At 39.7% G+C, this 12,171-nt stretch carries 10 protein-coding genes and 1 pseudogene; 8 read left to right on the forward strand and 3 right to left on the reverse strand.

Annotated features, from left to right (window positions below; translation table 11 throughout):
* Position 1: 1 nt before the first annotated feature.
* Entirely contained in the window at positions 2-1,177 is a 1,176-nt protein-coding gene (locus LU297_RS05650; RefSeq protein ID WP_263075587.1) for an alpha-2,8-polysialyltransferase family protein, read from the forward strand.
* 20 nt (positions 1,178-1,197) lie between these two features.
* Positions 1,198-2,547: a tetratricopeptide repeat protein gene (locus LU297_RS05655; protein WP_263075588.1), complete on the forward strand. Its 1,350-nt coding sequence runs from the start codon at positions 1,198-1,200 to the stop codon at positions 2,545-2,547.
* Between the two features lie 39 nt (positions 2,548-2,586).
* Here the strand turns inward: LU297_RS05655 and LU297_RS05660 are convergent, their stop codons facing one another.
* Complete coding sequence (locus LU297_RS05660) at positions 2,587-4,509, reverse strand: alpha-2,8-polysialyltransferase family protein (RefSeq protein WP_263075589.1); 1,923 nt, start codon at positions 4,507-4,509, stop codon at positions 2,587-2,589.
* Positions 4,510-4,717: 208 nt separating this feature from the next.
* Here LU297_RS05660 and LU297_RS05665 point away from each other — a divergent pair, with 208 nt between their 5' ends.
* From LU297_RS05665 to galE, 5 genes are all read left to right on the forward strand, one after another.
* The gene (locus LU297_RS05665; protein ID WP_263075590.1) at positions 4,718-5,371 is read left to right on the forward strand and encodes an IS1595 family transposase; all 654 of its coding nucleotides are present in this window, start codon (positions 4,718-4,720) and stop codon (positions 5,369-5,371) included.
* 542 nt (positions 5,372-5,913) lie between these two features.
* Positions 5,914-6,777: a UTP--glucose-1-phosphate uridylyltransferase gene (locus tag LU297_RS05670; protein ID WP_263075591.1), complete on the forward strand. Its 864-nt coding sequence runs from the start codon at positions 5,914-5,916 to the stop codon at positions 6,775-6,777.
* Positions 6,778-6,786: 9 nt separating this feature from the next.
* Positions 6,787-8,424, forward strand: coding sequence for a glucose-6-phosphate isomerase (gene pgi / locus LU297_RS05675; RefSeq protein WP_263075592.1), 1,638 nt, complete (start codon positions 6,787-6,789; stop codon positions 8,422-8,424).
* 2 nt (positions 8,425-8,426) lie between these two features.
* Complete coding sequence (locus tag LU297_RS05680; protein WP_263075593.1) at positions 8,427-9,662, forward strand: UDP-glucose 6-dehydrogenase; 1,236 nt, start codon at positions 8,427-8,429, stop codon at positions 9,660-9,662.
* A 3-nt stretch (positions 9,663-9,665) separates the two neighbouring features.
* Complete coding sequence (gene galE / locus LU297_RS05685; RefSeq protein ID WP_263075594.1) at positions 9,666-10,691, forward strand: UDP-glucose 4-epimerase GalE; 1,026 nt, start codon at positions 9,666-9,668, stop codon at positions 10,689-10,691.
* Positions 10,692-11,282: 591 nt separating this feature from the next.
* Here the strand turns inward: galE and LU297_RS05690 are convergent.
* Positions 11,283-11,732 carry an autotransporter domain-containing protein gene (locus LU297_RS05690; RefSeq protein ID WP_263075595.1) on the reverse strand — a complete coding sequence of 150 codons (450 nt, stop codon included), beginning with the start codon at positions 11,730-11,732 and terminating at the stop codon, positions 11,283-11,285.
* Entirely contained in the window at positions 11,666-12,022 is a 357-nt protein-coding gene (locus LU297_RS05695; protein ID WP_263075596.1) for a hypothetical protein, read from the reverse strand. The genes LU297_RS05690 and LU297_RS05695 overlap by 67 nt, the downstream gene beginning before the upstream one ends.
* Here LU297_RS05695 and LU297_RS05700 point away from each other — a divergent pair.
* Positions 11,994-12,157, forward strand: a pseudogene (locus tag LU297_RS05700) (transposase); the annotation flags it as partial. The gene LU297_RS05695 and the pseudogene LU297_RS05700 overlap by 29 nt on opposite strands.
* Positions 12,158-12,171: the final 14 nt, after the last annotated feature.

Here is a 12,171-nt window from a genome sequence, read left to right on the forward strand (position 1 = left end):
AATGGCTGTGAATAAAATAAGTTATCTGGCTATTTGTGATAATCCAGAACAAATTGTGCAGTTGCTAGGCTATGAAAAAATCAACAAACAAATTTCTTTTGAGAATTGTGGTGCTAATCTTTTGGTGTTAATTGATCAAAAATCAGCGTCAAATGCAGATGATTTGATTCAGAAAATTCGTCAAGAATTGAATGAGAATTTTTTGATCAATACTCAGATCATTCAATATCAACCAGAAGATATTATATATAGCCATGACTACACACAGATTGACGCAATTCGAAGTAGCACCCAGTTCATTCGAGAGAAAGTTGGTGTTAATGTTGTTGGTATTTTTTGTTCAGATTTACAAGATAGATTTACCAAAATTCACTTAGATGCCTTGCCGAAGTCAAGTGTTTACTTGTTAAATAATGGGGTTTTTTCTTACCTTGAAAAATTAGTTAAGCACTGCGAATCTTGGGTGTCTTATTATAGACACAAAGGTGTGGTTCTAAATCATCTAAATCGAGTAAAGCAGGCCAATTTAATCCAAATGGATTTAGGGGTGCCTAACAGTTATTTAAATCAACGCCCTGTCCATTTAGACCTTATTCATCATAAGGTTACAGAAGTTGCTCAAAGCAAAAATGTCTTTTTGGGGCTTGATGTTCAGAAGCGATCCATTATGACAATGCAAGAACAAGATTATTGGCTAAAAAAGGCGTTGTCAATAAAACTTGAGAAAGGCTTTGGTGCTGTGTTTTTGGGTCAAAATCTTGCCAGTTTTTGTAATAATTTTCATTTTAGAGATGAGCTTGAATTACATCTTGAAGTGTGTGAAAAACTTTTGCAAAAATATCAAAAAATCATTTTTGTGCCAGATGCTGAATCTAGACCAAAAATGATAGAATTGATGAAGCAAAAACTATCCAATCCTGACAATGTCCTATTTATGGATTTTGGTACTTATGCGGAATCTTTGGTTTTTGTTGAAAATGCACCCAAGATTTTTGTGGGTTTCTATAATTCATCATTGTGGAATCTAAAAAACATATTAGATTGCGATGAGGTGTACAATGCATTAGGTTGGGATACGTTGAAGCTCTATCAAGAGCTTGCTTTTGAGATTCATAAGCAGGCATATAGAAAGTCCAGACTGCATTTTTATTCTTTTGATAAGCTACTACTTGGCTAAAAAAAACAGGTGATTAACTTATGTTTGAGCTAGAAAGACAAACGCAACAGTGGTTTGATCAAAAAAATTATGATGCTGTTATAGATTTTTACAAAAAAAAGCAGTCTACAGAATTTTCTGACGAGCTATTGAAATTGGTTGCAATTTCATACTATCGGAAAAACTTGCCAGATAACTGCTTGAATGTATTGCATAAAATTTCTAAAAATTTTCTAAAAGAAGATTATCTATTAAATGAAATTTTGGCACATTGTTATTTAAAAAATGGAAATTTTGATGCGGCTTACGATGCATTGTCTGTGGCATTGAATTTAAGACCCAATTTAATTCAAGCTCGCCATAGACTACTGGTTTTGTCAGCAAGAAAAGGATTGGTTATTACCAAGCAAGAAATCGATCATTGCTGGAATAATGCGATTAAGATTGGTGACAAAAATTGGATTAGAGAACTGGCTTATATATATTATAGCAAGGGCTATTATACCGAAGCCAATCGGTGTATTGATAAAATTGTAGAGCTTGGCGGTCAGTTAGATTTATTGGATAGGTTGGCATATACAGCAGCTGGTCAAAGCACGCGGCACTATGAACCTAAGCAATATTTTAAAGAGCGATTTGTGCAATCTACCCAGAATAGCGATCATTTGGTTGTTATTCTGTCGCCAGATCATAACTTTGCTTTTAAAGCTTATCAGTTTTCGACTTCTCTTGATTTATTATATATCGCTGACGAAACGTATTCTTGGTATTGTTTTTTAGCAAATGAATTATCCGAATTCTTAATTGAAAAAATATCAAAGTTTGGGTATAAGAAGGTAACCTTGCTAGGCGGATCTAAAGCGGCAAGTGGTACTTTGGTTTTGTATCAATATCTGATAAAGAAAATAAAGATACCTGTAAATTGCATCGCTTTTTCTCCACAGATTGACTTGTATCCCTACAATAACAATTTGATTATCCCTACTTACTTAACACTATCAACCTACTTTGCTGTACATCCAGCGGCATATTTTATGATGAATAAGGTTTTGCAACCCAAGCATATACAGGTAAGGGCAGGGGATAGTGTTAAAATATTTTATGGCAAAGGATTTGAGATGGATAAGGTTGAGGCTCAAAAAATCCCACAGTCATCAGGTGTAGAGGTGATCGGATTGGATTTTTCCGGTCATTCTACCAGTATACCATATACTATTCCAGAAGGTCGAACCTATGAACAGTTAAAAACTTTTTATGCCAAGTTGTCTGATTTGGATGATAAGGATTTTCAGGCGTTAGGCGGAGGACAAACGGTAAATTTAATTGATGAAATTTGGGCTTTATATCAAGACCCAGAAGTGGATTTAAATAAATTGATTGAGAAAAGCTAAAAAAATCCCTGTTTAGAATGCTAAACAGGGATTTTTACTTCATAGTGACTGTTTTTGGATATGTAATTGCAGGTATTTCAATTCTTGGGCGTGTTGAAAGACCATTTTGAGTCCAGCCTGATGAGTGCAGCCCGATTCATTTAGATTTTTCAAAAATTCGTCAGCCAGTGAGAAACTGCGTACTTCTGGGAACAGGAGTTGTGTATAAAATAAAGATGATGATGTGATGCTGTGCAACGCCTCAGGTTTGATCGCTGATACCAGTAGCTCAATTCTGATTGGTTGGTTAAAATCAATAAAAGCAAATTGATGAGTAACATCAAGTTCTTCAATAAGTTTTTGAATAACAGCTCTATCGGAGAAATTTTTTGGATGTAATTGAAATACAATTAGATGATCCTTGGGAACGGTATTATCCAATGCCTTGATAACCGCTTGATAATGTTCTTCGGTTGCAAAGCCAAATGTTTGATCCGCATAGACGGATATAGGTAATGATTTTGGGTTGTGCTTTTGAATCGTTGTTTGAATATCTTCAATCAAATTTTGGTTTTCTAAAATGTATTGTTCAACAGGATTGTATTTTTCGCTCTGAACGGTCGGCAACATAGAAGGTACGGCAATATAAATTGAATCAAATTCTAAAAAGCCTTTGATGGCCTTTTTCATAATACTGTTACCGAAATTTTCAATCAGAGATTCCTGAGTGTAATTCCGAAAATGCTTTGGCTGAGAAATGTAATGTCGGTAATTTTTATTAATATGCAGTCGATTGATCTGATCGTATGTACCCAAACCTTCTTCAATTAAAAACACTTTTGATTGCAGAGATTTTGCTGTATGACACAGAATGGCTGTTCTGTATTCAGAACTTGTAACAATCAAATTATTTAATCTTGTTTTTTTAATAAGCTGTTCGTAGCGTTTATTAAAAATGAAAAAATCTAAAAAATTTACTTGATTGCTTAGATGAATTTCATAAAATTTTAAGGAGGTATCTTGATTGTGCAGGTTGTTTTCGAGATGGTAATTGATAATTAAGTCCATCATCTTTAGATTAAGGCGAGTGTATTGAGCAATAATTGTAATTTTTGCATATTTTTGATTGCTTGCTTGACAATTTATGGCATTAATATATTGGTTAAAAGTTTCTACAAAGTAAACAGCCTGACCTTCCAGACTTGTCTCATTAAGATCTAGATGATTTTTCAAAAAATATGTATAGTTTTTGTGCTCTATGATGGATTTCATGATAGCGGTCGGTGTTGGAAGGTTTTGTCCTATCTGTAGTGTAGCAAACTCGTCATTGCAGTTTAGTTTTTGCACTTTCTTTTGTTTAAATACATTGCTATATCCATTTCTGGAGGCTGTGATGTTTGTTTTTATGAAATAATTAATGTCATTTTCGTCAAATTCGGTGTTAAATACATGAAAGTTGGGGAATTGTTTAAGGGTTTCTTGGAGGGTGTGGTTTTGTTTTGATAAATAGACAGCCCCAAATGGTTGTAGATTTTTGGTTTTAATAAAAGCCAATGGGTCAACATAGGATTTAGTATGCATATACAAAGATTGGTAATCACGAGAAGCTTTTGCTAATGATAAATTGTTATTCAAGTCTACACAAATGCAATGGCAGGATTTTCCTACTGGGCGTAGCATACTTTCAAGTATGGCAGACCACAAAAAAGCTGCCGACGAAGAATATTTGGAGCCAAAAATAATTACTTTTTCTATATTTTGTGCTTGAATAAAGTCAAATAATTTTTCACAAACAAGCTCCGTTTTGTATAAAAAAAACGAACCAATCCCTTCGGTGATTTCTAGCAGTGAAACACTTTTTCCTAGAGGGGATGGCAAGTCAAATTTATTGATAGATGTGGATAGTGAAATAAGCAAATCAGAATGATTTTCACCTGCCTGATATTGATATTGGTAATTGAAAGGTAGGTTAAGTTGTGCCATTTTGTAGCCTTTGGTTGTGTTGTATGAATGAATAAGATATCACTAGGTTATTTTACTAAAGAAAGCAATGCTTTGGCAAGATTTTAGTCTATTAATCTGTATTCTGTATTGAGACTTTATTGAATTTAAGGTTTTATAGCATGATAGAATGCGGTTTAATTTAATATTTGGGGCTGTACTAGAATAACACCCATGTTATACTAGTTTTATGAAGATAACCCATTGTAAATTAAGTAAAAAAGTACAAAAAAGGTTGCTTGAATTTTTTGTACTTGAAGTTACTGCTCGTTCAGCAGCTGATTTATTGCAAATACACCCAAATTCAGCAGCTTTATTCTATCACAAAATCAGACTTGTGATAGAATATCATTTAGCTCAAGAAACCAAAGAGCTTTTTGATGGCGAGATTGAGTTAGATGAAAGTTATTTTGGTGGTATCCGTAAGGGCAAACGAGGTCGAGGGGCTGCTGGTAAAACAGCGGTATTTGGTCTTTTAAAGCGTAATGGTAAAGTCTTTGTTGTTGTCGTTAAAGATACTAAGACAAATATACTAATGCCCATTATTACAAGTAAAATCAAACCTGACAGCATTGTTTATACTGATAGCTACAAAAGTTGCAATGCTCTTGATGTGAGTGATTTTAAGCATTTTAGGATTAACCATTCCAAAGAATTTGCACAAGACCACAACCACATCAACGGTATTGAAAACTTCTGGTCGCAAGCCAAACGAGTGCTTAGAAAGTACAACGGCATTGACAAGAAAAACTTTCACTTATTCATCAAAGAATGTGAGTTTAGATTTAACTATGGCACACCATCTAATCAACTTAAAATATTGAGAAGGTGGTGTGGAGTTTAGGCTAATCTAGTACAGCCCCTAATATTTTGCAAAAATACTTCTTGCAAAACTTATTTTGTGCTAAAATACTAAAATGAACAATGAGTTCTCCATATACTTATCTGATGGCAAGTTCAAATGCCTAATGGCATTCAACGAATTGTCTTTTAGTAGATGATTGGTTGGTGCAATTTTGTTTGCTCATCATTTTAAGGCGGATAAGGCTTTTGCTTATTCGCCAAAAATTCTGACCTTCTATCATTATCAAAACAAATACAGACAAGCTGTGAATACTTAAGCTAAAATTGTCCTAATGCAATCGCTGATCTGTTGTGATTCAGGGTTGTAGCCAAGGATTTGCATCAAAAACTGACATTTCTTTGGATGAGGATAATAAGATTGATATGAAGTATTTACAAATGTTGGATTTGGAATACTGCTCTGATATTTCGGTTAATTATCATTGTAGTGACAATCATAATGTTTTGCATTATGTGATAAGAATGTTGAATTTGAAAGATTGTATAATTTTGCTATTGATAGAATATAAAAGGTAAATTGAAGTGAAAATCACCCACGCCATCATTCCCACCGCAGGCTTTGGTACTCGTATGCTTCCTCTCTCAAAAGCTGTACCAAAAGAGCTGTTGCCCCTTGGTAATCGCCCCTCTATCCATTATGTGATTGAAGAGGCTATTAAGGCAGGCATCAAAAACATCGTTCTTGTCAATCACGCCCAAAAGTCAGCAATAGAGAACTATTTTGACATCAACAGTGAGCTGGACACTCAGCTTAGAAATAAGGGCAAAGACAGTCTGGCTGATAGCCTAAACTTTTTGCCTGATGATGTGGTGATTACCAGTGTGAGGCAAGGCAAACCTTTGGGCTTAGGACACGCTGTCTTACAGGGGCGTGCGGTGGTGGGTGATAATCCGTTTGCTGTCCTGCTTCCTGATGTGGTGCTAAATCCTTATGAGACCGATTATGCCAGTCAAAACTTGGCGTTTATGATGAATGAATTTGAGAGAACTGGGCGTAGTCAAATCCTTGTAGACCCTGTGGCGGTATCAGACATTGACAAATATGGCATTGCCAAACTTGAAAATGCCCAAACCCTAGAAAAATCAAGTGATAATAGAAGTTTTGCCGTCACAGGCTTTGTAGAAAAGCCAAAATCAGAGGTTGCTCCGTCAAACCTTGCGGTGGTGGGTCGCTATGTCTTTGACAATGCCATTTTTGATTACCTTGCCAAAACCGCCCCCAGCGTGGGCGGTGAGATTCAGCTCACCGATGCCATTGATGCCTTGATTGGCAGTCAGGGCGTCGATGTGGTTACCATGACGGGCAATAGCTTTGATGCAGGCGATATGGCAAGCTATATGAGGGCGTTTATGTATTTTGCCCAAAGGCAACTGTCTGATAAATAAGGGTTTTTTATGACAAATTCCACTTGGCAAACCCTGCAATCCTACGCCCAAACGCCCCCAGATTTAAACACTCTGTTTAAATCTGACCCCGCTCGTGGCGAGCGACTGACAGCAAGCGCTTGTGATATTTATATGGATTTTAGTAAGCAGGCGATTGATGATAAGGTTTTGGCAAAGCTATTACAGTTAGCCGATGACTTTGATTTATCTAATAAAATCAATGACTTGCTCACAGGTAAAAAAGTAAACGACACTGAAAACCGTCCAGCCCTGCACACCGCCTTACGCACCCCCAAAGGCGAAACGCTCATCGTGGACGGTGTTGATGTCAATGCCCAAGTTCATGATAGTTTGGAGCGTGCCAAGCACATCGTCAATCGCATTCGAGAGAAAGTTTGGCGTGGCTATTCTGGCAAGGCAATCAGCGATGTCGTCAATATCGGTGTGGGTGGGTCTGACCTTGGGCCTTTGATGGCGACGACTGCATTGGCCGAATGGGCAGATACGGACATTCGTGTGCATTTTGTCTCCAATATGGACGGTACACAGCTTGATGGATTGCTAAAAAAACTTGACCCTCAGACGACTTTATTCATCATTTCATCAAAATCATTTGGCACGATTGATACGCTTTCTAATGCCAAGACCGCCCTTGCTTGGCTGCTGGCAACAGGAGCGAATAAAGCCAGCGTGCTCAGACGACATTTTATCGGTATTTCTACTCGTGCTGATAAGATGAGCGAATGGGGCATTTATACCGATAATCAGCTTTTGCTGTGGGACTGGGTGGGCGGTCGATTTAGCTTATGGTCCACGATTGGTTTTGCGGTGGCGATTGCCATTGGTATGGCAGGCTTTAAAGAAATGTTGGCGGGTGCTTATGCGATGGATAGGCATTTTGCGACGGCTGATTTTGCTCATAATTTGCCTGTGTTGCTTGGACTGTTGGGTGTGTGGAACTCAACTTTTTTGGGCATTCATGCACACAGTATTTTACCTTATGATGGTCGATTGTTGCATTTCCCCAATTATCTAACCCAGCTTGAAATGGAATCCAACGGTAAATCGGTAGCCCGAGATGGGCGAGCGGTTGATTTTGATACTTGTCCGATTTTGTGGGGCGATATTGGTTCAAACGCCCAGCACGCCTTTTATCAGCTACTGCATCAAGGCACACAACGGGTGTCGTGTGATTTTATCACGCCCATTCATCGCTATGATAATCGCCAATCGCATCATGATGCGTATTTGGAAGAACAGCATAAATTATCTTTGGCAAACTGCCTTGCTCAAAGTCAGGTGCTTGCCTTTGGCAACAATGCCTTGCCTGATGAATTAAGAAATGACAATGACAGTTTTGGTCATTTTAAACAATATCGTGGCAATCAGCCGTCCACGACACTGCTTTTGACCGCATTATCGCCAAAAACTTTGGGTTCGCTCATCGCTTTATATGAGCATAAAGTGTATGTGATGAGTGCCATTTGGGGCATCAACCCCTTTGACCAGTGGGGCGTGGAAGTGGGTAAAGTGATGGCAAATAGCGTCTATCAAGCGATTGACGCAAAGGCGATGGACGGTTTTGACAGCTCAACCAATCAACTACTGGCAAAAATCCATCAACGCCAAGACAAAGTACAGGAATGATGATGAAAGATGTGTTGATTATTGGGGTAAGTCACGAATCCATCAATGCGGCAATTTGGCTGGCAAGCATCAATAAGTCAGTGCGGGTGCTGGCAGAGGAAACGGCAATCGATGAGGTGTTGTCCAACTATAAGTTTGACCATCAGATGTCGGCATTGTGGCACATGTATCGCCAGTCTGGGCAGATTACTTTTGCCAAATCATTGGGTCAGGCTGATTGCATTTGGCTGTTTGTTGATGGTGTGACAGATGAGCTGATTTGGCAATTATTGCCCTTACCAAGCCCCTTAATCATCAGTGGCTCAAAGCCCATCGGACAGATTACTCAGATTGCCAGCAAGTACACAGGCGATGTGTGCTATGTGCCGTTCATTTTTTTGCAGGATGGGCAGGGTTTTGCCTCAATTTCATCGCCAGATTTGGTCTTGATTGGCGAAAAAAGTGCAGGGTGCCACCAAAAAAATGCCATTTTGCTTGCCCTGCTTACCAAAGCCGAACGCTCCTATGTGGCGGATATTACCACCATTGAATTTGCCCGTTCTAGCATCATGGCGATGCTTGCCACTCGTCTAAGTTTTATTAACGAAATGGCACGCCTTGCCGATGTGAGTGATGTGGATATTCTTAAAGTTCAGCAGATTTTGGGATTGGACAAACGCATTGGCAAAGATTATTTGTCGGCAGGTTGGGGTTTTGGTGGTTATACTTTGCCAACTGAGACGGCGATTTTGGGGCAATATTTTGCCAAAAATCAAGTGGCAAGCCCATTGCTTAATGCCGTCACCCAGATCAATGATGACCAAAAAGAGCTGCTTTTCCGCAAATTTTGGCAGTATTTTGATGGTTTTATCGACCAAAAAACCGTGATGATTTGGGGGGCGGGCTATCGTCGTAGTACAGGACGCACGATTGGTAGTGCCATTCACCCTTTGCTCAAACTGTTATGGTCGTATGGCATCAAAACGCATATTTACGCTCCCAATGCAGGATTTGAGCTGGGGCAGATGTATCGTGATGAGCCGTTGTTCACGCTGCACAACGATGCGTATGCGTTGGAGGGTGTGGACGCATTATTTGTGTTGAATTGGTCCGATGTATTGCCTGTCAATCTGGATAAAATTACCAATAAGCAGTTGCCAATTTTTGATGGTAAAAATCTGTTTGATGAACAAATGATTGCCCAACTACCCAATTATCAAGGGGTGGGCAGATGCACCAAAATACTCAACGAGGAATAGACGATGAAAAAAATCCTAGTAACAGGCGGGGCTGGCTATATTGGCTCGCATACATTGATTGAGCTGATTGATGCAGGGTTTTATCCTGTGGTGTATGACAATCTATCTAATTCTAGTACGGTTGCCCTAGACCGTGTGGCACAGATTACAGGGCAGACGATTGAGTTTGTGCTGGGCGATGTGTTGGACAAGGCGTTACTTGATGAGACTTTTGCCAAGCATGATTTTTTTGCCGTGATTCATTTTGCAGGCTTAAAGGCGGTGGGTGAAAGCGTTGCCAAGCCTGTCAAATATTACCAAAATAATGTGGCTGGTACACTCAATCTGCTGGAAGTGATGGCAAAATATGCCGTGAACAATTTTGTATTTTCATCATCAGCGACCGTCTATGGCAATCCTGAAATGTTGCCATTGGTTGAAAGTGCCAGCCGTTCTTGCACCAATCCGTATGGTCAAAGCAAGCTGACCGTTGAGTATATCCTAGAAGATTTGGCAAAAGCAGACACTTCGGCGAACATCGTCTCTTTGCGTTATTTTAATCCTATTGGAGCTCATCACAGCGGTCTGATTGGCGAAGACCCAAGCGATATTCCAAATAACCTAATGCCTTATATTTCACAAGTGGCGGTGGGCAAATTGGAAAAACTATCTGTCTTTGGCAATGATTATGACACCATTGACGGTACAGGGGTACGAGACTATATCCATGTGGTGGATTTGGCAAAAGGACATGTGGCAGCGTTGCAATACATCGCATCGGTAGAGAATGCCATTGGTTTTTGCCCTGTCAATCTAGGCACGGGTAATGGCACAAGCGTGCTGCAATTAGTCGATGCGTTCGAAAGAAATACAGGGCAAGCCGTGCCATATGTGATTGCTGATAGACGAGCTGGCGATGTAGCAAGTTGCTATGCCAGTGCCGATAAAGCCAAAGCATTGTTTGGCTGGGAGGCAGAATATGACATTCAAAGAATGTGCGTGGACGCTTGGCGTTGGCAAGCAGGCAATCCAAACGGCTATCGTGATTAAGTCTTAGACTGCTACCAAAAACCATCTGATTTTAGGTCAGATGGTTTTTCTATGTTGATAATTTTACTGATGGATAAATATATTAAGCACATCGATTGTTGTTTGGGAGGCTGATTTTTTTGAAATGATTAACAAAACATACTGCATTCACATCAAAAAATCAGGCAAAAACTGTTTGTCCTAGTCATTGGCTTGCGTGGTATCGAAGGGTGAGGTGGTTTTTTGCTGGATTTGATAAGCCTGTTCGACCAAAAAACCTTTGTTGGTTTTCAATCAAATTGACCAGATTTGGCGGTGGTGTGATGATTTGTCAATAAAGATGATGCAGGATGAACATCATCAAAAGATTTGATGGGCAATTATTTAGTTGGCAGATGAATATCGATTGAACGACACTATTTTATTCCCTGTCCTAAAACTTGTTGAGTGCAGCGGTCAGCCTGTCGCCAAGCTCTCTTAGCTCCGGTAAAACGATGATTGATGATGATACTTATTTGGCGTATTTAAAGCAAGTGTTTGGAGTGCAGGGCTAGTATTGTTTATGTTTGATGATAAAAAAATAAGCACCGAGTTGGTGCTTATTTTTTAGGCTTAGAACTTTTTCTCAAAGGTTAAAGAAACCCCTTGATTGTCATAGTGTTTACGCCATTGCCCTTCATAAGCAAGCGATAATGTGGTGGTGTCAGTTGGGGTATAGACCACACCAAGACCTGCTTGACCAAAGCCTTTACTAACTTCATGACCCAATACGCCAAATTGGGTGTTGGCAGTATCAGCAAAACGACCACTAATGTCGCTACGTCTGCTACCTGCATCAGCCCCCACAGATAGCAACCCTGTCAAGGCAAGCGTGGGCGAGCCAATACGACCTTTAACGCCGATGCTATTTTGTAGGTTGGTATGGGTGTCGGTGTTGATGGCAAGGTTGTAGTCGGTACCGCCTGTTTCGGTGTATGCGTCTGATTTGACTTGGGTTAAATCAATCTTGGCAAAAGGTGACAGATGTCTGTCGGCTGTACCAATGCGATAATGGGCGGACACGCCAGCGTTGATGAGTTTAGCATCGTAATCAGATTTGGCAGTGCCACGGCATTATCAAGGGTCAAAGTGCCAACGCTTGTGGCGGTATCGCCTAACGCAACTTGATTGGCGGTAATGCTTGCTTGATTTTTAGCAATCAAACTGCCCGTGCCATTTTCGCCCACCCGAATGATACTAATGCTGTCGGTATTTGGTGTTACAGCAAGTTTGGTGTTTGCACCGTCAAGCTCTACTTGTCCTGTCGCCCCTGCGGCATTGCCACCAAGACAGCCTTGGCAAAGAGGAAGCAATGAAAACACCCATGGGTTATTAAGAGAATATTTCCCCAAAGGGTCTGATATTAACCAGTGGGACAATCAATACAAACAAAGGTCGCCAAACTCAATCTGCGACCTAGAAAATGTTTAAATTGGCGAACACCTTAGGAGGTCTATTATCA

The sequence above is a fragment of the Moraxella nasicaprae genome (genome assembly GCF_025643275.1).
In the GTDB taxonomy this organism is placed as follows: Bacteria; Pseudomonadota; Gammaproteobacteria; order Pseudomonadales; family Moraxellaceae; genus Moraxella; species Moraxella nasicaprae.

Excerpts from the sequence above, each read along its gene's own strand:
- LU297_RS05650 (WP_263075587.1), top strand. The coding sequence starts at position 2 with ATGGCTGTGAATAAAATAAGTTATCTGGCTATTTGTGATAATCCAGAA.
- LU297_RS05680 (WP_263075593.1), top strand. The coding sequence starts at position 8,427 with ATGAAAGATGTGTTGATTATTGGGGTAAGTCACGAATCCATCAATGCG.
- LU297_RS05655 (WP_263075588.1), top strand. The coding sequence starts at position 1,198 with ATGTTTGAGCTAGAAAGACAAACGCAACAGTGGTTTGATCAAAAAAAT.
- galE (WP_263075594.1), top strand. The coding sequence starts at position 9,666 with ATGAAAAAAATCCTAGTAACAGGCGGGGCTGGCTATATTGGCTCGCAT.
- LU297_RS05660 (WP_263075589.1), bottom strand. The coding sequence starts at position 4,509 with ATGGCACAACTTAACCTACCTTTCAATTACCAATATCAATATCAGGCA.
- LU297_RS05665 (WP_263075590.1), top strand. The coding sequence starts at position 4,718 with ATGAAGATAACCCATTGTAAATTAAGTAAAAAAGTACAAAAAAGGTTG.
- pgi (WP_263075592.1), top strand. The coding sequence starts at position 6,787 with ATGACAAATTCCACTTGGCAAACCCTGCAATCCTACGCCCAAACGCCC.